We start from the raw sequence: 21,530 nt of genomic DNA on the forward strand, positions 1-21,530 counted from the left end.
GGGGGCCTCCGGCGGCAACCGGAGGCCCCCACGCTCACCACCGCGCCGGCGGGTCCGCCGCCTCGTCCTCGGGCAGTTCCGCCGGCTCGGCCACCCACCCCGAGTAGACCGGCAGCCCGTGCCACGGCCCGCCCGCCTCGTCGGTGGCCACCGCCACCACCGCGTACGGGTGCCCGAACCGCAGCTCCGCGACCCGCGCGACGCCCTCGGGCGGCAGCCCGGTCGGGACGGCGAACGCGGTCACCGCGGCGGCCTCGAAGCCGTACCGCCCGAACCGGGCCACCGCCGACTGCACCGCCTCGAACGGCGGCTCCGCCAGCCCGAGCAGCGCGCCCAGGGCCCGCGCCGCCCCGTCGAACCCGAACCCGGCCGGGGCCAGGTCGTGCCGGCTCTCCGCCGACCAGCAGGGCAGCACCGCCTCGGCCCGCTCCTCCCGGCCGTCCCGGGCGAACGTCCGGGTCGGCTCCTCCCGCAGCGTCCACAGCGGCGTCTCGCCCAGCGGCAGGTCGAACAGCGACCGGCGGCCCGGTTCGGCCCCGCCCGGGACGGTGGCGGCCGTCGCGGCGAGGTCCTGCGCGGCGGCCAGCACGTCCGCCGCCGGCACGTCCGGCGCGGCGGCCACCGACACCACCAGCAGCCCGGCCCCGCCATCCGCCGGCCGGGCCGGCGCGGCGTGCACCGCCACGTCGCCGGCCCGGTCGGTGGCCGCCACCCAGCAGCGGTGCCCCCACGGTGGCGTGCGCAGCACCTGCCGCAGCCGGCCGGCCCAGGCGCTGCCGGCCCCCAGCTCACCGGCGGGCGCCACCCGGAACGGGTCGGCCCAGGACACCCGGGTGGCCAGCGCGCTGGCCAGGATCAGCAGGGTGTCCGGCGTGACGGCGACCGGGAACTGCTCGATCAGGCCGCCGGTGCGCTCCCGGGCCCAGGCGTCCAGCGCCGGCTGGTCGGGCAGCGGGCCCCGCTCGGTGCGCTCCGGCAGGCCGGCCCGCCAGCCGGCCAACTGCTCGAAGGGGGTCCGCTCCCACAGCGCGGTGGCCGCGGCGACCAGCGGGTGCGGCTCGGCGAGCAGCGCGCGGGCCGCCGCGGCGGCGTCGTCCGCGTCGGTGCCGAGCGCCTCGGTGAGGATCGCGCGGGCCTCGCCGGTGGCCGCCGGACCGGTCAGCGCGAGCAGCAGCCAGGCGCCCAGCGGCGAGGCGACGTGGTGGGCGGCGCCGGCGGCGCGGTGCAGCCGTTCGGCGTAGTGGGCCAGGGGTGCGTGGAGAGGATTCACCGCTCCACTGTGCCGGTCGGCGGCGCGTCCGGCACGCCGGTCAGGACCACAGCTCGAACGGCTCGTCGATCTCCTCGCCGGCCAGGAACGCCGGCAGCAGCTCCGGCAGCCGCCCCGGGTAGCAGCGCGGCCGGTCGGCGACCACCTCGGCCACCGGCCACCAGCGGAACCCGAAGTAGTCCTCCACCTCGTAGTCCAGCCGGTCCGCCTCGTCCACGTCCGGCCCCGGCCCGGGCAGCCGCACCGGCACCACCACCTCGTCCTGGAGGTGCCGCCGCTGCCGGTGCCGGAAACTGGCCCGCCGCCGCCAGGTCGGCGCGCCCACCTGGGCCGGCGCGACCACGATGCCGGTCTCCTCGCGCAGTTCCCGTACGGCCGCCTCCAGGTAGGTCTCCCCGGGGTCGAGACCGCCACCGGGCAGCTCCCACCAGGTGCCCAGCACGGGATGGTCCGGGTCGCGGGTGTGGAACAGCAGCAGCCGGTCGGTGGCGTCCAGCACCACCAGCCGGACCGCCTGCCGCTCGAACAACGGCAGGTCGCGGGGCAGATCCGGATGCACGGCACTCCCTTCCGCCGGGGCGGCGGCACCCGGCCTGGCGCCCGCCCAGGCTAGCGGGCCGTGATCGTCGCCGTGATCCGCGCCCGGCACGGCGGGCTCGCCGCCCCGTTCGGACCCCGGTCAGCCGGTGCCGCTGGCCACCTCGGTGTGCCGCAGCCGGACCGGGGTGCCCCGGCGCAGCGAGTTGGGGATCTCCGCGATGGCGTCGACCCGGGCCACGAGGTCGCGCAGCCGCTCGTCGGTCGCGTCGCCCTCGACCCGCACGTCGTAGCCGACCTCGGTGGAGACCGCCGGGTCACCGGTGAAGTCGCCGTGCACGGTCACCTCGACCCGGTGCAGCGTGATTCCGGCCGCCCGCGCCTCGCGGAACAGGTCGTTCGAGACGCAGCCGGCGACCGCCAGGTAGAGCAGCTGCCCGCCGTTGAAGCCCAGCCCGTCCCCGCCGCCGTCCGCCGGGCGGTCCACCACCAGCGTGAACGGGCCCGCCGCGCCGATCGCCGCGGGCCGGCCCGGCAGGCTGCGCGTGCGTACCTCGAAGGTCATCTCGACCACCTCCGCTTCCGACCAGGCCCGAGTCAACCACCCCGGGTCGGCCGGCGGCGATCGGCGCTTCAGTCGGAACCCGCGTCGACCACCCGGGCCACCTCCGCCGCCGCGCGTCCCTTCCCGGCCGGGAGATAGGCTGCCCGCCGTGGCAGGTCTGTTGAGGAACGTGGCGTCGCGGCTCGGCCGGATCACCGGGGGCGCGGCCGCGCCCACCCCTACCGCCCGGCCGATCCCGGCCCAGGTCGCCCGGCGCCGTCAGGTCAGCGCGTTGCAGCGGCGCGAGCTGGCGTACGCGCCGGAGCTGGACGGCCAGGCCGACCCGGGGGAGATCGTGTGGACCTGGGTGCCGTACGAAGACGACCCCCGGCAGGGCAAGGACCGCCCGGTGCTGGTGGTGGGCCGGCAGAGCCGCACCCTGTTCGGGCTGATGCTGTCCAGCCAGAGCGACCGGAACGGCCAGCGGCACTGGCTGGCACTGGGCCCGGGGGAGTGGGACCGGGACCAGCGGCCCAGCTGGGTGCGCCTGGACCGGGTGCTCACCATGCGCGAGGACAGCATCCGCCGCGAGGGTGCGGTGCTGGACCGGCGGCGGTTCGACCGGGTGGGTCAGGCGCTGCGGGCCGGCTACGGCTGGCGCTGACGGGCGGGCGGAGCGCCCGCTCGTGGCCCGGGCCGCCGGGGAGTCCCGGCCGGGCTGACCGCCGGGCGGTTCAGTACTCGCCGACGAGCTGGCGGGCCGCGCGGGCGGCGCCGACCGTCTTGGCCTGGTACATGGCCGCGTCGGCCCGGCACAGCGCGTCGGTGAGCTGGGCGGGACCGTGCACCGGGGCGAGCCCCACCGAGGCGGTCACCCGCACGCTGCGGGCGCCCAGCGGGATGGGCGCGGCGAGCGCCTCGCAGAGCCGGCGGGTGGCGTGCTCGATCCAGCGCCGGTCCACCGTCGGGCTGACCAGCAGGCCGGCGAACTCGTCGCCGCCGAGCCGGGCGACCAGGTTGTCCCCGGCGAACGCGGCCAGCCGCTGTGCCACGCTGACCAGCACCTGGTCACCCGCGGCGTGCCCGTATCGGTCGTTGACCTGCTTGAAGTCGTCGAGGTCGAGCACGATCGCCACGAGCGGCTTGCCGGCGGCGTCGGTGAGCAGGGTGGCGGCCAGCCGGAAGAAGGCCCGCCGGTTGGGCAGCCCGGTGAGCGGGTCGTGGCTGGCCGCGTGCCGCTCGGCCTCCAGCTCGGCGTGGAGCAGCTCGATCTCGGCCTCGGCGCGCAGCGCCCGGCGGCGCAGTTGCCAGGCGGAGACCAGGGCGCCAGCTGCGGAGATGCCGGAGGCGACGGTCATCGGATCCGGCACGCGCCCTCCCTCACGGCGACCCGGCCTCGCCGGACGGTGCCGGGCCGGACCTGTTCTGTCTGCTCGCAACCGGGATCCGGGTAACCGAACGTGAACGTCCGGGTACACCGCACGTGCGATATCATGCTCGCTGTCCATTGCAGATGCAATAGCAGATGCACGTGCATCTCCGTCCTCAGTAGACGGCCCCCCGTCGCCACCCACCGCTCCTCCCCGCGGCACCGGCTGGCTCTTCCCGCGAAGGACGCCCCATGCGACCCCCCTCGAACGGCGTACCCACCAGCGAGCTGCCGCCGGTGCGGTGGCAGAAGAGCCGGCGCAGCAACCCGAGCGGCAACTGCGTCGAGCTGGCCGAGCTGCCCGACGGCGGCGGCATCGCGGTGCGCAACTCCCGGCACCCCGAGGGTCCGGCGCTCATCTACACGGTCGACGAGATCGCCGCTTTCGTGCTCGGCGCCCGCGACGGCGACTTCGACCACCTGATCGTCCGCCCGCCGTCCCGCTGACGGGACCGCATCCTCCGTCCGGAGGAGTTCACCTCACTGTCGGTCCATGGCATGCTTACTCCTCGCCGGGCCGGGTGTCCGGTCAGGACAGTCGGCAGAGGACGGCCAGGTGACGACGGTGCCCGTCGAGGGAGCCCCGACCAGCGGTCCGACCGTGCTGCGCATGCTGCTCGGTGCGCAGCTGCGCCGGCTCCGGGAGGGCGCCGGGGTGAGCCGGGAGAGCGCCGGCTGGGAGATCCGCGCCTCCGAATCCAAGATCAGCCGGATGGAGCTGGGTCGGGTCGGCTTCAAGGAGCGCGACGTCGCCGACCTGCTCACCCTCTACGGCGTCGCCGCGCCCGACGAGCGGGCGGCGCTGCTCCGGCTCGCCCGCGACGCGAACAGCCCCGGCTGGTGGCAGCGCTACGGTGACGTGCTGCCCGGCTGGTTCCAGTCCTACCTGGGGCTGGAGGCCGCCGCCGCGCTGATCCGCACGTACGAGGTGCAGTTCGTCCCGGGGCTGCTCCAGACCCCCGCGTACGCCCGGGCGGTGGTCCTGCTCGGCCACCACGGCGCCCCGCCGGCGGAGGTCGACCGCCGCGTGCGCCTGCGGATGGAGCGCCAGGAGCTGCTGCGCCGCACCGATCCGCCGCAGCTCTGGGCGGTGCTCGACGAGGCGGTGCTGCGGCGGCCCGTCGGTGGTCCGGCGGTCATGCGCGAGCAGGTGGACGCGCTCATCGAGGCGACGGCCGCGCCGCACGTCCGGCTCCAGATCGTCCCGTTCGCCGCCGGTGGGCACGCCGCCGCCGGCGGCGCCTTCAGCATCCTGCGCTTCGGTGACGAGGACCTGTCGGACATCGTCTACATCGAGCAGTTGACCAGCGCGGTCTATCTCGACAAGCGCGACGACCTCGACCACTACGCGACGGCGATGGAGCGGCTCTGCGGCGAGGCCGCGCCGCCCGAGCGCACCCCCGAGCTGCTGGCCCGCATCCGGGACGAGCTCTACCCGGCCTGACGGGACGGTTTCCGGTTGACGCCCGCCGAGGGGCGGAGTAGGTTCTGAATCGATACAGTACTGAATCGATCCAGAAGGGCAGACCGGTGAAGCCGACCCTGCAGGACGTCGCGAACGCGGTGGGCGTCTCCCGCAGCACCGTCTCCAACGCCTACAGCCGGCCCGACCAGCTCTCCGCCGCGCTGCGGGCGAAGATCCTCGACGCCGCCCGCCGCCTCGGCTACCCCGGCCCCGACCCGACCGCCCGCTCGCTGCGCCGCGGCTTCGTCGGCGCGATCGGCGTCCTGTTCACCTCCGAGCTGTCCTACGCGTTCACCGACCCGTTCGCGGTGCGCTTCCTCGCCGGCGTCGGCCAGGTGGCCCAGCAGCACGGCACCAGCCTGCTGCTGGTGCCCCTGCCCGCCGAGCGCGACCGGGCCCGGGCCGCCGTGGACAACGCCGCCGTCGACGGTTTCTGCGTCTACTGCGTCGGCGACGAGGAGCACGTGCTCGGGGCGATCCGGGACCGCGGGCTGCCCCTCGTCACCACCGCACCTGCGGCGGCCGGCCACGCCGACCGCTTCGTCGGCATCGACGAGCGGGCCGCGGCCCGGTCCGTCGCCGCCCACGTCGCCGGCCTCGGACACCGGCGGGTGGCCCTGCTCGGCGACACGGTGCTGCCCGACGCCCCGCCCGGGCCGCTGCGGCTGGCCGATCCCGGCGACGCCCCCCGCCCCACGACCCACGGCCGGCTCACCGGCTTCGCCGACGCGTTCGCCGCCGTCGGCGTGCCCTGGCCGCAGATCACCGTGGTCAACGCCACCGGCAACAGCCGGGCCGCCGCCGCCGCGGCCATCGCACCGGTGCTGGCCGGCGACGACCCGCCCACGGCCGTACTGGCCTGCTCCGACGTGCTGGCGCTCGGAGTGCTCGACGCGGCCGGCCCGCATTCGGGCCTCTCGGTCACCGGCTTCGACGACGTCGCCGAGGCCGCCGACGCGGGCCTGACCACCGTCCGGCAGCCGGCCGAGGAGAAGGGCCGGCTCGCCGCCGCGCTGCTGCTGGAGCCGCCGGCCGATCCGGCCGGCGGCCACCTCCTGCTCCCCACCGATCTCGTCGTCCGGACCTCCACCGGTCCCGTCCCCAGGAGTTGACCATGGAACACTCCACCGGATTCGTCCTCGCCGTCGACGCCGTGACGCGGCACGTGAACTCCGCCCGCCCCGACGCCCCGATCCGTCCCGACCGGCCCCGCGCGCCCCGGCTGGCGCCCACCCGGCTGGCCACCGCGGCGGCCCTGCGCCGCCTCGCCGACCGGATGGAGCCCCGCCCCGCCGCGCGCCCCACCTGCCAGTCCTGACTCCCCGGCCGGTGGCCGGCGCCACCCGGATCGGCCCGGAACCGCCCGATCGGCGCGGAACCGGGCACCGGGTTGGGTGCTGCCCCGCCGGCCAGGCACACTGGACCACCATGTCGCCGTTCACGCCCTCGCTGCGCCTGCACGATCGGTACGTCCTGCGCCAGCGCATCGGGCTCGGCGGGATGTCCGAGGTGTGGCGCGCCGACGACGAGGTGCTGCACCGCCCCGTCGCGGTCAAGGCCCTCGCCACCCAGCTCGCCGCCGACCCGCAGCTGCGCGCCACCATCCAGCGCGAGGCCCGCGCCGCGGCGCGGCTCACGCACCCGCACGTGACCCAGGTGTACGACTACGGCGAGGCCACCCTCCCCGACGCCTCGGTGGTGCCCTACCTGGTGATGGAGCTGGTCGAGGGGCAGACCCTCGCCGACCGGCTGACCGCCGGGCCGCTCGCCTGGCCGGAGGCCGTCCGGCTGGCCGGGCAGATCGCCGCCGCCCTCGCCGCCGCACACCGGATCGGTGTGGTGCACCGGGACATCAAGCCCGGCAACGTGATGCTCACCGAGACCGGGGCGAAGGTGCTCGACTTCGGCATCGCCACCCTGGCCGGGCCGCGGCACCCCCTCGCCGGGCAGACCGGCGAGCTGCTCATGGGCACCCCGGCCTACTTCGCGCCGGAACGGATGACCCCCGGCCCCGCGAACCCGGCCAGCGACGTGTACGCCCTCGGCGCCCTGCTCTACCGCACCCTCACCGGGCGTGCCCCACTGCCCGTGCAGACCTGGGACGACGTGCTCGACGTGCGGGCCCACCGGCCCCCGGTGCCGCCGCTGCGCATCCCCGGGCTGCCCGCCGACGTCGCCGAGCTCACCCTGGCCTGCCTGGCCCTCGACCCGGCGCGGCGCCCCACCGCCGCCCAGCTCGCCACCCGCCTCGGCGCCGGCCAGCCGGCCGACCCGCCGACCGCGATCCTGCCCACCGTGTCCCGGCCGGAACACCCGCCGACGCTGATCGAGCGGGCCCCCCGCCCGGTCCCGCCGCCGCCCGCGCGCCCGGCCGCCCGATCGAACCGCCTCGTCGGAGCGCTGGTCGCCGCCGGGGTGGTGCTGCTGCTCGCCCTGGTCGGCACGCTGCTGCTCGACCACAACTCCGACACACCGACCGGCACCGGGCCGGTCGCCGGCCCGTCGACCGGTCCCTCGACCGACACGGCGCCGGCCGAGGAGCCGAGCCCGTCGACGCCGTCCGGGCCGGCCACCTCCGGCCCGCCCGACACCCGGCCCGCGCCGGTCACCCTGCGCCAGCTCGCCGCGCAGTTCGCCGACGTGGTCGACCAGGCGCTGAGCGACGGCCGGATCGAGCCGAAGACCGCGAACGACCTGCGCGAGAAGGCCGCCGAGCTGGATCGCGGCAAGCCCAAGGACCGGGCCAAGCGGGTCGACGACCTGCGCGAGCGCATCGACGACCTGGCCGAGAACGGCAAGCTCGACGACGGCACGGCCGCCGCCCTCCAGGACCTTCTCGACAGCTACGCGGGGCTGCGCGGGGGCGGCCGGGGCGAGGGCTGAGCCGGCCGCTCAGGCCAGCTGCACCGGGTCACCCGCCCGGACCTGCCCGGGATGCACCACCTGCGCGTACGCGCCGACGCACGGCTGCGGCGCCAGCCCGTCCAGCGGCACCACCCGGTTCAATCGGGCCGGGACGCGCAGCGCCTCCGGGTCGCGGGGGAGCGTGCCGTGCGCCAGCGTCGGCACCGCGCAGCGGGGCGTAGGGGCGAGCACCCGCAGCACCAGCTCGGCGCCGATCCGCAGCTCCCGACCCGGCCAGTCGTTCTCCTCGAACCCGGCGCCGGCGGTGTCCACCACCAGGTTCGGCCGGTAGCGCACCGGGTCCACCGCGCCGGACGGCAGCTCCGCCCCGATCCGCCGCAGCGTCGCGGTGGTCAGCAGGTGCACCGGGGCGAAGTCGACGAAGCCGCCCGGCGGCGCCGCGCCCCCGAGCCGTCCCTCGTCCACCGGCACCGGCACGGCCACCCCCGCGGCGAGCACCTCCTCCGGTCGGGACCGTTCGAGCACCGCGTCCGGGGGTGGGGTGCCGACCAGCGTCACCGGCGTGCCGAGCAGCGCGGAGAGCACGTCGTCCACCCCGTCGTCGCCGGCCGCGACGCTCCGGCCGTCCGGCAGCGCGATCCGCACCGCGCCGTCGCCGCCGGTGGCCCGCAACGTGGTCAGCGCCCGCCACCGGTACGGGTTCTTGGCGCTCGCCACCTTCCCGGTCTCCCGGTGCAGCAGGGCGAGCCGCCGGTCCCCGGCCAGCCCGGCCGCGTCCACGGCCACCGTGTCGAGATCCTCACCCAGCAACGACTTCACCGGGTAACGCCGAATGCCCACCACGCGACCGATCACCGGCCGCCACCCGTCGCCTCGGTCCCCACCCGTTGCCTCGGTCCCCACCCGTCATCGCCTCCCCGTCTCGGAGCCACCGTAGGTCACCGGGCCGACGGCCGGCGGATCCCGGAAGAACGACGCCCCCCGACAGCACCGCGACCAGGTAGGCGGTGCCCAGCCGGCCGTCCCGTACGCAGTGGAGGGTCGTCGGGGCGCGTCCCCGGCGCACGTCCTGCGCTTGACGCTGCCCGCTGGAACACCGGGCCGAAGGCGAGCGGCCCGAGCGGGACCGGGTGGCACGCCGATCGGGTCGGTGGCGCTGGCCACGACCAGACGCCGAACCATGAGCCGGCTCGCGGGTAGTGGGCTCCGGTTTTCGTGGTCGCCGGTCAGGTCACCTCGTAACGTTGTCGGATGATCGGAAACGCGCAACTCCTCGTCGGCCCCCGGGTGGCGGCCCCGCGCGCCGCGGAGCCGGCCGGCGAAGGACCCGTCGGCTGGGTCACCGGCCTCGTCGAACGGCTCGGCGGCCCCGGGGCCGGCCTCGCGGTGGCCCTGGAGAACCTCTTCCCGCCCATCCCCAGCGAGGTGATCCTGCCGCTGGCCGGGTTCACGGCCAGCCAGGGGCGGATGAGCCTGCTCGGGGCGATCGCGTGGACGACCCTCGGGTCGGTGCTGGGCGCGCTGGCCCTGTACCAGATCGGCGCGGCCCTCGGCCGGGACCGGATGCGGGCCCTCGTCGGCCGGCTGCCACTGGTCAAACTGGAGGATGTCGACCGCACCGAGGCGTGGTTCCTCCGGCACGGCGTCAAGGCCGTGTTCTTCGGCCGGATGATTCCGATCTTCCGCAGTCTCGTCTCCATACCGGCCGGCGTGGAACGGATGCCCGTGCCGGTCTTCCTGCTCTTCACCTCGCTGGGCAGCCTCATCTGGAACAGCGTGTTCGTGCTGGCCGGCTACCTGCTCGGCGAGAACTGGCACGTCGTGGAGGCGTACGTCGGGACGGTGCAGAACGTGGTCATCGTGGTCTGCGTGGGCGCGGTCGGGTGGTTCGTGTTCAGCCGGGTACGCCGGGCCCGCCGCCCGCGCCCCGCCCCGGCCGATCCTCCCCGCGGCACCCTCTACCGGGGCGGCTGGTGGAAGCCGGAGGAATCCGAAGACCACTGACCTCGCCTCTGCTTCATTCACCCGGATCCTGGGTGACCTGCCGCTCGGACCGACCGGGAACCCTCCAAGATCCCGGTTGGTTGTCGCGAGATGTCCGGTTCCTGCCCTGCCCGGCGGGTCGAGTGGAACGCTATTGATGTCTCCGGTGCCGGGATACCTCCATGGCGTTCCACCGACCGTCCCACCCTGGGCGGGGTGTCCGTTTCGCGGGGTGACCGGAGGCATCCCGGCGGTGGAATGGCCGGCGGGCCGGGGTCGTTGTATCCGGGTGAACGACCGAGGACCACGCCCCGCCCGACGGGGTGACCGGCCCGCGTGACAGCCCGCCGAGGCGGGACTGCCGGGCCGGGAATGATGGTGGCCGGCCGGTCGTTGTACATGGTTCCGGCGCGACGAAGTGGCTTCGCCCCGTCCGCTGGATGATCCCCCTAAGACTTTCTTGAGCGCCTGACGGTGCTTGCGCACAGCAGAGCCGACCCCCGCCGGCGTTGTGCGCCAACCCCCGAATGGAGCTACCCCCATGAACACGATGCTGCGTAAGAGTGTGCTGGGTATTGCTGGTCTGGCCTTCACCGGTGGCATCTTCGCCGGCCCGGTCGCCGCCCACGCTGACGCCCGTCCGGTCGAGGGCAAGCCGGCCGCCGTGGCGGTGCAGGGTGACAAGCTGATCCCGCACGGTGTGCAGGGCGCCCAGTCGAAGATCGACCTCAACGGTGAGCAGCTGGCCAACGCCAAGGCGATCATCGCGGCGACGAAGAAGGCCGGTCTGCCGGAGCGGGCGGCGGTGATCTCGATCGCCACGTCGCTGCAGGAGTCGAAGCTGGAGAACCTGGGCCACCTCGGCGACAAGAATGACCACGACTCGCTGGGTCTGTTCCAGCAGCGCCCGTCCTCGGGTTGGGGTACGCCGGAGCAGATCACCGACCCCGAGTACTCGACCCTGGCCTTTGAGAAGGGTCTGAAGCAGGTCGACGGCTGGCAGGACATGCCGCTGACCGAGGCCGCGCAGACCGTGCAGGTGTCGGCCTACCCGGACGCGTACGCGCAGTGGGAGCAGCAGGCCGCCGACATCGTCGCCCACAACTGGAACAGCTGAGCCAACAACCGCTGGCCGGCACCCCGACAACGGGGTGCCGGCCAGCGGCGTGTCCGGATCAGGTCAGCAGGGCGCGTACAGGCGACGCGTCCCCGAGCCGGCAGCCCAGGCGGCCGGGTCGCTGAACCGGCAGCCGAAGTCCGGCGCCGCCACCGCCTTCCGATCGGTGACCGCGTCGCCGGCCGGGCGCTTGCCGGTGCGTACCCAGGAAACCAGGTCGTCCCAGGCGGCGCCGGCCTCGGCCGGGCTGAACTCGCAGTGCTGCGCGGCCCGGATCGCCCGCTGCACCACCAGCCGGCTGCGGCCGTGCCACGCGACGTCCCGGGCGTAGGCCTGCTCCATGCCGAACGGCACGAACAGGTCTCCCAGGTCGTGCAGGCTGAGCACCGGCACGGTGGGCCGGCCGCTGATCCGCGGCACCTCGGTCAGGGCCGGGGACAGCCGCTGCCGCAGGTTCTCCGGGGCGACCCGCTGCACGGTCGCGTTGACGTTCACGGGGCTGTTCGGGGCGTACCGGGTGAGCAGGTTCGTGGCGAGCTGGCCGGGCCGCTGGGCGGGGGAGTCGCCGCCGTCGGTGACGGTGATGCTGAACAGGAAGTCCTTCCAGACCGCGAAGGCGGCGTCGGCGCCGGGTCGCGGGCCGCCGGACCGCTCGACGGTGACGGCCCGCAGTTGCTTGCCGAGGTCGTTCGTGGTGTCCGGGCCGCCCGGCTTCAGGTCGGCCAGCCCGAGCGCCACCTGGATCCGCGGCACCGCGTCGGTCAGGTAGTCGTCGGGCGTCGGGTACGCGCGCACCCCGGCGAGGGCCTGCGCGACCAGGTTGTAGTCGAGGAAGAAGTCGAACAGCTCCTGGTCGCCGAGCACCCCGCACATCGGCAGCGCACCGTCGTAGTAGCCCGGGTACTGCTCCAGCGACCGGCCGATGATGTGCCCGCCCATCGAGACGCCGGCGATGAGCACCCGCTTCGGCCGCTTCACCGTGCGGGCGAAGTGGTTGGCCAGATCCCGGGTGCCGAGCACGCCGGAGCGGATGTCGTAGCCGTTGCGGTCGTACGAGGACGACGCCCAGGCGTACCCCTGCGCCAGCATCCGCTGCCGCAGGTCGTAGCCCGGCGGCTCGGGGGCGAGCACGTTGCCCTGGCCGCGGTAGCCGTGCGCCCACATCACCAGGTCGCCGTTCCACTTCGCGGGCGTCTCGATGATGAAGCCGGCGTGCGCGTGCACGCCCTGCCGGACGGTGGTGGTGGCGCCGTCGATCACCAGTGGCGCGAGCGGCGGGTTGCTGATGGTGTAGCCGGGCAGTGGCTGGGTGCCGTCGTCCTGGCGGTCGGCGGCGGAGGCGGGCGCGGCGCCGGCGAGGCCGACCGCGAGGGTGAGGGCCGCGCCGGCGGCGAGCAGCCGGCGCAGGAGGCGGGTGGGTGAGGTCAGCATCGGTGCTCCCCCGGGGACGGGTGCCGCCCCGGGACGGGGGCGGCCAGGCGGGACGGATGCCTACCGGCCGGTAGCGCCCTGAACCTAGGACGGGCTTCGAAACCTGTCAATCATTGACTGACCGAACGGTCAGCCAAGTTCGGCCGGTCCGACCACAGTGGCCGCTCACACCAACCCGTGTGCCAGCATCGCCTCCGCCACCCGCCGGAACCCGTTGATGTTCGCCCCGGCCACGTAGTCGCCCGGCAGCCCGTACTCCTCGGCGGTGGTCCAGCAGCGGGCGTGGATGTCCCGCATCGTCTCCCGCAGCCGCTGCTCCGACTGGGCGAACGTCCACGAGTCGCGGCTGGCGTTCTGCTGCATCTCCAGCGCGCTCACCGCCACCCCGCCGGCGTTCGCGGCCTTGCCCGGGGCGAACCGCACCCCGGCCCGGCTGAGAATCCGCACCGCCTCCGGCGTGGTGGGCATGTTCGCCCCCTCGACCACCGCGACACAGCCGCCGGCCACGAGCGCCGCGGCCTCCGCGCCGCCGATCTCGTTCTGCGTCGCGCAGGGCAGCGCCAGGTCGCAGGGCACCTCCCAGACGGTACGACCGGAGACCGCCACCGCGTGCGGCACGTGCCGGACGTAGTCGTCGAGCCGGGCCCGGTGCTCCTCCTTCAGCTCGCGCAGCAGGGCCAGGTCGATGCCCTTTTCGTCCAGCACGTAGCCGTCCGAATCGGAGCACGCCACCACCGTGCCGCCGAGCTGGTGCACCTTCTCGATCGCGTAGATGGCCACGTTGCCGGAGCCGGAGACCACCACCCGCTTGCCGTCCAGGCTGTCCCCGGTCTGCTTCAACATCTCCTCGGCGAAGAAGACCGCCCCGTAGCCGGTCGCCTCCCGCCGCACCTGCGCACCCCCGTACGACAGGCCCTTGCCGGTGAGCACGCCCGACTCGTACCGGTTGGTGATCCGCTTGTACTGGCCGAACAGGTAGCCGATCTCCCGGCCACCCACCCCGATGTCCCCGGCCGGTACGTCGGTCTGCGCGCCGATGTGCCGGTACAGCTCGGTCATGAAACTCTGGCAGAACCGCATCACCTCGCGGTCCGAGCGGCCCTTCGGGTCGAAGTCCGCCCCGCCCTTGCCGCCGCCGATCGGCAGGCCGGTCAGCGCGTTCTTGAAGATCTGCTCGAAACCGAGGAACTTCACGATCCCCAGGTAGACCGACGGGTGGAAGCGCAGACCACCCTTGAACGGGCCCAGCGCGCTGTTGAACTCCACCCGGAAACCGCGGTTCACCCGGACCCGGCCGTGGTCGTCCTCCCACGGCACCCGGAAGATGACCTGCCGCTCCGGCTCGCAGATCCGCTCGATGACGCACGCGTGCGCGTACTCGGGGTGGCGGGCCAGGGCCGGCCCGATGCTCTCCAGCACCTCCCGGACGGCCTGGTGGAACTCGGGCTCACCCGGGTTCCGCTTGACCACGTTCGCGAACACCGTCTCGACGGTCTCCGGCATCACGGACACGTCCCTTCCGGTCCCGGTGCCGGCCTCGTCGCCGCACCGCCCCGGGGTACGGATCGTCACCGTCGTCCGGTTCATCGCGCGGGTGGATGAGTTGATCTGGAAGACGGCAGGAATGCCCGCGCCTGGCCGGACGCGGCCAACGGCACCGAGGACACCGAGCTGACCTGTCGCCTCCTCAAGCTCACCGAGGAGGCGGGAGAGGCGGCCGCCGCCTGGATTGGCGTGCTCGGCCAGAACCCCCGCAAGGGCGTCACGCACACCCGCGAGGAGGTGGCCGCCGAACTCGCGGACGTGGCGTTCACCGCCCTCGTCGCGATCGAGAGCCTGGGCCTGGACGCGCAGACCCTGCTGGCGGCCTGCGCCGCAAAGGCGCGCAAGCGGTTCGGGGATCTCCAGCGGCTCCATCCGGCCGACCGCGAGCTGGGCTAGCCCGTCCGAGGACCCTGGGCGCACAATCGGCCGGCTCGGAGTGCCGACCGTGGGTGGAATGTCCGGCTCACGCCTGGCCTCGGCCGGTGAGTGGAACCTCATGTATGTCTCCCGCGCCGGGATACCTCCATACCGTTCCACCGACGGTCCGTGTCTGGGTGCGGTGTCCGTTTCGCGGGTGACGGGCGGCATCCCGGCGGCGGAATGGCCGGCGGGTGGGGGTCGTTGTATCCGGGTGAACGACAGAGGACCACGCCCCGCCCGACGGGGTGACCGGCCCGCGTGACAGCCCGCCGAGGCGGGACTGCCCGGCCGGGAATGACGGTGGCCCGCCGGTCGTTGTACATGGTCCCGGCGCGACGAAGAGGCCTTCGCCCCGCGCGCCGGATCCCCCAAGACTTTCTTGAGCGCCTGACGGTGCTTGCGCACACCAGCAGAGCCGACCCCCGTCGGCCCGCGTGTGCGCCAACCCCCGAATGGAGCTACCCCCATGAACACGATGCTGCGTAAGAGCGTGCTCGGTATTGCTGGTCTGGCCTTCACCGGTGGCATCTTCGCCGGTCCGGTCGCCGCCCACGCCGACGCCCGTCCGGTCGAGGGCAAGCCGGCCGCCGTGGCGGTGAGCGTGCAGGGCGCCCAGTCGCACATCGAGCTGAACGGTGAGCAGACGGCCAACGCCAAGGCGATCATCGCCGCGACGAAGAAGGCCGGCCTGCCGGAGCGGGCCGCGGTGATCTCGATCGCCACGAGCCTGCAGGAGTCGAAGCTGGAGAACCTCGGGCACCTCGGCGACAAGAATGACCACGACTCGCTGGGCCTGTTCCAGCAGCGCCCGTCCAGTGGTTGGGGCACGCCGGAGCAGATCACCGACCCCGAGTACTCCACCCTGGCCTTCCTCAAGGGCCTCAAGCAGGTCGACGGCTGGGACAAGATGCCCCTGACCGACGCCGCGCAGACCGTGCAGGTCTCGGCCTACCCGGACGCCTACGCCCAGTGGGAGCAGCAGGCCACCGACATCGTCACCCACAACTGGAACAGCTGAGCCAACAACCGCTGGCCGGCACCCCGTGAACGGGGTGCCGGCCAGCGGCGTCTCCAGGAATGAACTGAACCCGGAACGGAGACGTATCAGCCGATGGGGACCGGTGAGAGGGGACAACCATGACCGACTCTGAGCCGACCGGGTCGGGATGGTCCGGAGCCGCGCGCCTGCTGGCCGCCGCCGCCGTGCTGGTGGTGGCACTCGGCGTGGCGGCCGTGGTCGTGACGCTGTCCCATCCGGCCCGGCTCGGGGTCGCCTTCTCCGGTGAGGCGCCCCCGCTGACCGGGGGCCACCGGCCGACGCCGGCCGAGGGCGACCAGCCACCACCGGCCGAGGGCGACGGGTCCACGCCGACCGGGGGCCGGCAGGTGACGCCCGACGGCCACCGGCCCACGCTGGGCGACGGCCACCAGCCGGGCGGCGTGACCGCCGCCGCCGAGGAGACGCTCACCGCCCCGCGGGGCGACCGGCGGCAGGCCGACTTCGAGCTGGTCGACCCGCTCGCCAGCTTCGCCCTGCGGGCCGCGGATCTCGGCGACGACCTGTACCGGGTCGGCGTGCCCGACGGCGCGGGCGTGACCCCGCGGCCAGAGCTGGCCGGGGACCGGGTCCGGCTGCGCGTCCAGGACAACGGCCGGGCGGGGCCGGCCGCCGTCGAGGTGGTGCTCAACTCCCGGGTCACCTGGCGGCTGCGCCTGGCCGGTGGGGTCAGCGAGCAGCGGCTCGACCTGGGCGGGGCGCGGCTGGCCGGGATCGAGCTGGTCGGCGGGGCGTCCCGGACCGGCCTGCGGCTGCCGCCGTTGCGCGGCGCGCTGACCGTACGGGTGAGCGGCGGAATGAGCGAGCTGACCGTGATCGTTCCCGGCGGGTCGCCGGCCCGGGTGCGGGTCGCGGCGGGCGCCGGTTCGGTGGCCGTGTACGACGATCGCCGCACCGGGGTGGCCGCCGGCCAGGTGATCAGCTCACCCGGCTGGGACGCAGCCCGCGACCGGCTCGACCTCGACCTGGTGGCCGGCGCGAATGCGGTCAACGTGTCGGCCGGCTGAGCGGGGCGAGCACGGTGAGCGTCTCGGCCGGCTGAGCGAGATGGCGACGGTCCGTGTCGCGGCCCACGGAGCAGGGCGAACACCGTGAGCGTCGCGGGCGGCTGAGCGTACAGTCGGGCGGTGGACCGTACCGAATCCCTGCCGGCGCAGACCCTCCCACCTGGCGTGGGCTCCACGGACCCGGGCAGCGTGCTGCTGCCCGGGCACGACGTGCCGTTGGGGCGTTACACGACGGTGCGCCGGCTGCTGCCGCAGCGGCAGCGGCGGCTGGTCGGGGCCTGGTGCTTCGTCGACCATTTCGGACCGGACGACGTGGCCGAGCGCCCGGGCATGGAGGTGCCGCCGCACCCGCACACCGGGCTGCAGACGGTGACCTGGCTGCTCGACGGGGAGATCCTGCACCGGGACAGCCTGGGCAACGTCCAGCCGATCCGCCCCGGCCAGCTCAACGTGATGACCTCGGGCCACGGCATCGCCCACTCCGAACGTTCGCCCCTGGTGCACCCGCCGGTGATGCACGGCGTGCAGCTCTGGGTGGCGTTGCCGGACCCGGCCCGGGCCGGCGCGGCCGACTTCGCGCACCACGCCGACCTGCCCCGGTGGGCGGACGGCGACCTGGACGTCACGCTGCTCGTCGGCGAGATGGGCGGGGAGCGCTCGCCGGCCGTGGTGCACACCCCGCTGGTCGGCGCGCAACTCGAGGTCCGCGGCCCGGCGCCGGCCACGCTGCCGCTGCGCCGCGACTTCGAGTACGGGCTGCTCGCCATGTCCGGCTCCGCCGAGGTGGACGGGGTGGCCTTCGCCCCCGGCGCGTTGCTCTACCTGGGCGCCGGCCGGGACGCGCTGACCCTGCGGGCCGCCCCGGGCAGCCGGCTGCTGCTGCTCGGCGGCACGCCGTTCGAGGAGCCGCTGGTGATGTGGTGGAACTTCGTCGGCCGGTCGCACGAGGAGGTGGCGGCCGCCCGCGAGGACTGGATGGCGGGCCGGCGGTTCGGCACGGTCGCCGACGACGCGGCGCCTCCGCTGCCCGCCCCGGCGCTGCCCACCACCCGGCTCAAGGCGCGGGACCGGCGCGGCGGCACGCTCGGCTGAATGCCCCGGCCCGCCCCGGGTAGACGGCGGGCATGCCCACCACCAGTGCGATTTCCAGTGTCGAGGACAAGAAGCGGCTGGTCCGCCGGCTCGCCGGGGACGGGCGGGGGTTCGCCGAACGCTACGGGTTCCGGGTCACGAACAACCCGTCCCAGCTGTTCCAGGTGCTCTACCTGTCCGTTCTGCTCAGTCGGCGGGGCGACTTCCACAAGGCGATCGACGCGGCGACGGGGTTGCGGGACGCCGGCTGGGACAGCGCCGCCCGGCTGGCCCGCTCGTTGCACGCCGACCGGGTCCGCGTGCTGCGCGCCGCGGGGCAGCGTGGCGACGTGGACGCGCTCGCCGCCACGCTCGGGGATCTGGCGCAGAACGTGGTGGACGCGTACCGGGGCGACCTGCGCCGGCTGCGCACCGAGGCGCACCAGGATCCGGGCCGGGAGCGGCGGTTGCTGACCGGGCTGCCCGGAGTGGACGACGAGGTTGTGGACCTCTTCCTGCGCGAGGCGCAGGCGGTGTGGCGCGAGGTGGCGCCGGTGGCCGACCGGCGGGCGCTCGCGGCGGCCCGCCGGCTGGGGCTGGGCCGCTCCGCCGACGACCTGGCCGGGCTGGCCGGGAGCGGCGAATCGGAGCGGCTGGCCTGGCTGGTCGGGGCGCTGGCCCGGGTGGACCTGGAGAAGCGGTACGCCGAGGTGACCAGGTGACCGGGACGTGCCACGGGCCACAATTTCGCGATACTCACCCGTTCGGCTGATGCCCCGTCGTATGATGATCGTGGCAGCGATGCCCGCCCGGTTCGGGCGAACATCCACCGCCTGTCGGTCGCGACCCGGTTCGGGCGCGGACCGGCGGGGACAGGTGCTGCGTGGCGCCCCAGGTCGCGGTTCGTGACCCGGGGCGCCCGCCTGTCGCCGGGGTTCCCAGACGGGCACTGGGGCAAGGCTCACTGCGCGAGGCTGGCGAGCAGGTTCACCGTGGCGGCGATGATGACCGCACCGAACAGATACGACAGCAGCACGTGCCGCAGCGCCGTGCGGCGCATCTCTGAGCTGCACAGGTCGGTGTCGGAGACCTGGAAGGTCGCGCCGACCGTGAAGCCCACGTACGCGAAGTCGGAGAAGCAGGGCGGCTCCTCCTGGTGGAAGTTGATCCCGCCCGGCTCACCGCTGTAGTACAGCCGGGCGTACCGCGTGGTGAAGACGGTGTGCACCACGAACCAGGAGACCACGATGCTCAGCACGCCGAGAGCACCGTAGAGGTCCCGGAGCAGTCCGGGCCGGACGGTGTGCGCGGTGGTCAGCACCAGGCCGACCGCGAGCAGGCTGGCCAGGCAGGCGGCCAGCAGCAGGGCGTCCCGGGTCGGCCGGTTGGGGTCCTCCAGCTTCGCCAACCGCGCGGTCCGCTCGGCGTCCAGCCGGGACAGCCGTCCCCACTGCAGAGCCAGCCAGCTCAGCGCGGCCGCGTCCCACCCCACCAGCGGGACGAGTGACGGCCCGAGCATGACGGCGGCGGCACCGGCGGCGACGCCGCCGACCAGCACCATCACCGCCAGCTGGAGCGCCGCCGGCACGTGCCCGTGGACCCGGCCGGCCGTCCAACGCGGCACCGAACGGGGTCAGATGCCGCGCAGGTGCTGCGAGACCCGCGGGTGGCGGTCCCGGGCCTGCGCCGCGCGCTGCGAGCGACCCACCTCGGGGGCGGCGTCGATGCCCGCCGAGCGGGCCACCTCGGTGCCGTTGGCGTAGTCCACCGGCGGCAGCGCCCGCAGCGCCTTCAACACCTCCGGCGGCGCGCCCTCCCGTTCGGCCTCCTGGATGACGTCGTCCTTGCCGGCCGGGTAGTCCAGCGCGGACAGATACTCGAGGACGTCGGTGTAACTCGCCATGGGTGGGGCTCCTCGCGCCTGTAGTTGCGGTCACGACCGGCGGCGGTTACCCGCCGGACCGCGGGTCACGCCCGGGACCGGTGGAAATCCGCCGCGGTTTCCGCGCCGCCGGGACGGGTAGCCGCGCGGTGCTGAGCACCGAAGGGAGTACCACCCATGCACTACCTCACCTTCGTCGGCCGGGTGGCGCGGCGTACCGGAGGGTCCCAGGAGCGGGCGGCGGAGCTGACGCGGGCCACGCTGGCGACGCTCACCGACCGCTTGACCGGCGGCGAGGTGCTGGATCTCGCCGCCCAGCTGCCGAAGCCCCTCCAGGGGCTGCTCAAGCCGGACCCCCGGGCCGAGGCGGCCGACCGCTTCGGGGCGGCCGAGTTCGTCGCCCGGGTGTCCGTGCGCGCCGGCGTCGACGAGAACACCGCCCGCGACGGGGTGCGCGCCGTGTTCTGCACCCTGCGCGAGGCGATCACCAGTGGGGAGTTCCAGGACGTGGTGGTCCAGTTGCCGCGCGACTTCCGGGACATGGTGGAGCCGGCGCTGGCGCCCGCCGCGGCCCGCCGCTGACGCCGAGCCGGCTCGGGTGCGGCGCCGGGTGAGCGGTCAGGCGACCGTGCCGGCGGCGCGCAGGGCGGCGATCCGTTCCGCGTCGAGACCGGCCTCGGCCAGCAGCTCGTCGGTGTGCTCACCCGGTCGGGGCGGCGGCCGGCGTACGGAGGTGGGGGTGGCCGAGAAGCGCGGCGCGGGGGCCGGCTGGGGGACCCCGTCGGGCGCGACGAAGACCTCCCGGGCGGCCAGGTGCGGGTGCTCCGGGGCCTCGGCCCAGTCGAGCACGGGCGCCGCGCAGGCGTCCGAGCCGGCCAGCAGCGCGGCCCACTCGTCCCGGGTGCGGGTGCGGAACAGCCGGGCCCAGGCCGACCGCAGCGCCGGCCAGTTCGCCGGGTCGTGCCGGTCGGGGGCCTCGTCGCCGTCGAGCGGGAAGCCGGTGAGCCGGACCAGCTCGTCGTAGAACCGTGGCTCCAGGGCGCCCACGGCGAGGTGCCGCCCGTCGGCGCACTCGTACGTGTCGTAGAAGGGTGCGCCGCCGTCGAGCAGGTTCACCCCGCGCGGGTCCTGCCACATGCCGACGTGGCGCAGCGCGTGGATCTGGGTGGCCAGCACCGACACGCCGTCCACGATCGCGGCGTCGACCACCTGGCCGGGGGCGCCGGCGCGGACCGCGTACAGCGCCGCCACGACGCCGAGGGCCAGCATCATCCCGCCGCCGCCGAAGTCGCCGAGCAGGTTCATGGGCGGCACGGGGCGTTCGCCGGCCCGGCCGACGCCGTGCAGCGCGCCGGTCAGCGCCAGGTAGTCGATGTCGTGGCCGGCCGTGTGGGCGAGCGGGCCGTCCTGCCCCCAGCCGGTCATCCGCCCGTACACCAGTTTGGGGTTGATGGCGTGGCAGTCGTCCGGGCCGAGGCCGAGCCGCTCGGTGACGCCGGGCCGGAAGCCCTCGACCAGCGCGTCCGCACCGGCGACCAGCGCCAGCACCAGCTCGCGTCCCTCGGGCGTCTTGAGGTCGACGGCGAGCGAGCGGCGGTTGCGGTTCAGCAGGTCGCCCGGGATGTCGCCGAAGCCGCCGCCGCCGATCCGGTCCACCCGCACCACGTCCGCGCCGAGGTCGGCGAGCATCATGGCGGCGAACGGCCCGGGCCCGATGCCGGCCAGCTCGATCACCCGTACGCCGGTCAGCGGCCCGTTGTTCATCGCGTCACCATAGGGCCCGGGTGGCCCGGGCACCACGCCCCACCGCCCCGCACAGCGGTTGACCAGGGCAATCATCGGCGTCGAAACTTGGCGTGCGGGTTGAGGTTGCCCTAACCTTGGAGCCGCGAGGGGAGTACTTCCCA

Annotated in this window: 24 protein-coding genes; 14 read left to right on the plus strand and 10 right to left on the minus strand. The window is 74.7% G+C overall.

What is annotated here, in order from left to right; genetic code table 11:
• Positions 1-34 precede the first annotated feature (34 nt).
• The 3 genes from ABZ452_RS19620 to ABZ452_RS19630 all read right to left on the minus strand — a co-directional run bounded on the left by ABZ452_RS19620 (position 35) and on the right by ABZ452_RS19630 (position 2,372).
• Positions 35-1,270, minus strand: coding sequence for a hypothetical protein (locus tag ABZ452_RS19620; protein WP_357944666.1), 1,236 nt, complete (start codon positions 1,268-1,270; stop codon positions 35-37).
• 40 nt (positions 1,271-1,310) lie between these two features.
• Positions 1,311-1,829 carry an NUDIX domain-containing protein gene (locus ABZ452_RS19625; protein ID WP_357944668.1) on the minus strand — a complete coding sequence of 173 codons (519 nt, stop codon included), beginning with the start codon at positions 1,827-1,829 and terminating at the stop codon, positions 1,311-1,313.
• Between the two features lie 120 nt (positions 1,830-1,949).
• A complete protein-coding gene (locus ABZ452_RS19630; RefSeq protein WP_357944670.1) occupies positions 1,950-2,372 on the minus strand; it encodes an OsmC family protein in 423 nt (140 codons plus the stop codon).
• A 148-nt stretch (positions 2,373-2,520) separates the two neighbouring features.
• Between ABZ452_RS19630 and ABZ452_RS19635 the strand changes: the two genes are divergently transcribed.
• On the plus strand, positions 2,521-3,015 hold the full coding sequence (locus tag ABZ452_RS19635) for a type II toxin-antitoxin system PemK/MazF family toxin (protein ID WP_357944672.1): 495 nt from the start codon (positions 2,521-2,523) through the stop codon (positions 3,013-3,015).
• A gap of 70 nt (positions 3,016-3,085) precedes the next feature.
• Here ABZ452_RS19635 and ABZ452_RS19640 read toward each other — a convergent pair whose 3' ends face one another.
• Positions 3,086-3,721, minus strand: coding sequence for a GGDEF domain-containing protein (locus tag ABZ452_RS19640; protein WP_357944675.1), 636 nt, complete (start codon positions 3,719-3,721; stop codon positions 3,086-3,088).
• A 251-nt stretch (positions 3,722-3,972) separates the two neighbouring features.
• Between ABZ452_RS19640 and ABZ452_RS19645 the strand changes: the two genes are divergently transcribed.
• The 5 genes from ABZ452_RS19645 (at position 3,973) to ABZ452_RS19665 (ending at position 8,128) form a co-directional block, all read left to right on the plus strand.
• Entirely contained in the window at positions 3,973-4,227 is a 255-nt protein-coding gene (locus ABZ452_RS19645; protein WP_357944677.1) for a DUF397 domain-containing protein, read from the plus strand.
• A gap of 109 nt (positions 4,228-4,336) precedes the next feature.
• Positions 4,337-5,224, plus strand: a complete 888-nt coding sequence (locus tag ABZ452_RS19650; RefSeq protein ID WP_357944680.1) for a helix-turn-helix transcriptional regulator — start codon at positions 4,337-4,339, stop codon at positions 5,222-5,224.
• A gap of 86 nt (positions 5,225-5,310) precedes the next feature.
• Positions 5,311-6,357 (plus strand): LacI family DNA-binding transcriptional regulator, encoded by a 1,047-nt coding sequence (locus ABZ452_RS19655; protein ID WP_357944682.1) that lies wholly within the window; start codon positions 5,311-5,313, stop codon positions 6,355-6,357.
• Between the two features lie 2 nt (positions 6,358-6,359).
• Positions 6,360-6,563 carry a hypothetical protein gene (locus tag ABZ452_RS19660; RefSeq protein ID WP_357944685.1) on the plus strand — a complete coding sequence of 68 codons (204 nt, stop codon included), beginning with the start codon at positions 6,360-6,362 and terminating at the stop codon, positions 6,561-6,563.
• 110 nt (positions 6,564-6,673) lie between these two features.
• Positions 6,674-8,128, plus strand: a complete 1,455-nt coding sequence (locus tag ABZ452_RS19665; protein ID WP_357944688.1) for a serine/threonine-protein kinase — start codon at positions 6,674-6,676, stop codon at positions 8,126-8,128.
• A 9-nt stretch (positions 8,129-8,137) separates the two neighbouring features.
• On the opposite strand, the gene ABZ452_RS19670 is transcribed toward ABZ452_RS19665, so the two are convergent.
• Positions 8,138-8,965, minus strand: coding sequence for an MOSC domain-containing protein (locus tag ABZ452_RS19670; protein ID WP_357944691.1), 828 nt, complete (start codon positions 8,963-8,965; stop codon positions 8,138-8,140).
• A 396-nt stretch (positions 8,966-9,361) separates the two neighbouring features.
• Between ABZ452_RS19670 and ABZ452_RS19675 the strand changes: the two genes are divergently transcribed.
• Both ABZ452_RS19675 and ABZ452_RS19680 read left to right on the plus strand, forming a co-directional pair.
• A complete protein-coding gene (locus ABZ452_RS19675; protein WP_357944694.1) occupies positions 9,362-10,114 on the plus strand; it encodes a DedA family protein in 753 nt (250 codons plus the stop codon).
• A 520-nt stretch (positions 10,115-10,634) separates the two neighbouring features.
• A complete protein-coding gene (locus ABZ452_RS19680; protein ID WP_357944697.1) occupies positions 10,635-11,210 on the plus strand; it encodes a hypothetical protein in 576 nt (191 codons plus the stop codon).
• 63 nt (positions 11,211-11,273) lie between these two features.
• On the opposite strand, the gene ABZ452_RS19685 is transcribed toward ABZ452_RS19680, so the two are convergent.
• Positions 11,274-12,641, minus strand: a complete 1,368-nt coding sequence (locus ABZ452_RS19685; protein ID WP_357944700.1) for a hypothetical protein — start codon at positions 12,639-12,641, stop codon at positions 11,274-11,276.
• Between the two features lie 165 nt (positions 12,642-12,806).
• Positions 12,807-14,144 carry an NADP-specific glutamate dehydrogenase gene (gene gdhA / locus ABZ452_RS19690; RefSeq protein WP_357944703.1) on the minus strand — a complete coding sequence of 446 codons (1,338 nt, stop codon included), beginning with the start codon at positions 14,142-14,144 and terminating at the stop codon, positions 12,807-12,809.
• A 168-nt stretch (positions 14,145-14,312) separates the two neighbouring features.
• On the opposite strand from gdhA, the gene ABZ452_RS19695 reads away from it, so the two are divergent.
• The 5 genes from ABZ452_RS19695 to ABZ452_RS19715 all read left to right on the plus strand — a co-directional run bounded on the left by ABZ452_RS19695 (position 14,313) and on the right by ABZ452_RS19715 (position 18,463).
• Complete coding sequence (locus tag ABZ452_RS19695) at positions 14,313-14,582, plus strand: hypothetical protein (RefSeq protein ID WP_357945336.1); 270 nt, start codon at positions 14,313-14,315, stop codon at positions 14,580-14,582.
• 490 nt (positions 14,583-15,072) lie between these two features.
• Entirely contained in the window at positions 15,073-15,624 is a 552-nt protein-coding gene (locus ABZ452_RS19700) for a hypothetical protein (RefSeq protein ID WP_357944705.1), read from the plus strand.
• 119 nt (positions 15,625-15,743) lie between these two features.
• Entirely contained in the window at positions 15,744-16,670 is a 927-nt protein-coding gene (locus ABZ452_RS19705; RefSeq protein ID WP_357944708.1) for a hypothetical protein, read from the plus strand.
• Between the two features lie 120 nt (positions 16,671-16,790).
• Positions 16,791-17,762 carry a pirin family protein gene (locus tag ABZ452_RS19710; protein ID WP_357944711.1) on the plus strand — a complete coding sequence of 324 codons (972 nt, stop codon included), beginning with the start codon at positions 16,791-16,793 and terminating at the stop codon, positions 17,760-17,762.
• Between the two features lie 32 nt (positions 17,763-17,794).
• The gene (locus ABZ452_RS19715; protein ID WP_357944714.1) at positions 17,795-18,463 is read left to right on the plus strand and encodes a hypothetical protein; all 669 of its coding nucleotides are present in this window, start codon (positions 17,795-17,797) and stop codon (positions 18,461-18,463) included.
• A 239-nt stretch (positions 18,464-18,702) separates the two neighbouring features.
• Here the strand turns inward: ABZ452_RS19715 and ABZ452_RS19720 are convergent, their stop codons facing one another.
• Together ABZ452_RS19720 and ABZ452_RS19725 are read right to left on the minus strand one after the other, a co-directional pair.
• Positions 18,703-19,365 (minus strand): DUF1345 domain-containing protein, encoded by a 663-nt coding sequence (locus ABZ452_RS19720; RefSeq protein WP_357944716.1) that lies wholly within the window; start codon positions 19,363-19,365, stop codon positions 18,703-18,705.
• Positions 19,366-19,374: 9 nt separating this feature from the next.
• Entirely contained in the window at positions 19,375-19,644 is a 270-nt protein-coding gene (locus tag ABZ452_RS19725; protein ID WP_091266256.1) for a DUF2795 domain-containing protein, read from the minus strand.
• A gap of 156 nt (positions 19,645-19,800) precedes the next feature.
• On the opposite strand from ABZ452_RS19725, the gene ABZ452_RS19730 reads away from it, so the two are divergent.
• The gene (locus ABZ452_RS19730) at positions 19,801-20,205 is read left to right on the plus strand and encodes a DUF2267 domain-containing protein (protein ID WP_357944719.1); all 405 of its coding nucleotides are present in this window, start codon (positions 19,801-19,803) and stop codon (positions 20,203-20,205) included.
• A 36-nt stretch (positions 20,206-20,241) separates the two neighbouring features.
• On the opposite strand, the gene ABZ452_RS19735 is transcribed toward ABZ452_RS19730, so the two are convergent.
• Positions 20,242-21,387: a CaiB/BaiF CoA-transferase family protein gene (locus tag ABZ452_RS19735; RefSeq protein ID WP_357944722.1), complete on the minus strand. Its 1,146-nt coding sequence runs from the start codon at positions 21,385-21,387 to the stop codon at positions 20,242-20,244.
• Between the last annotated feature and the right edge of the window lie 143 nt (positions 21,388-21,530).

The sequence above is a fragment of the Micromonospora sp. NPDC005707 genome (assembly GCF_040631005.1).
GTDB lineage: Bacteria > Actinomycetota > Actinomycetes > Mycobacteriales > Micromonosporaceae > Micromonospora.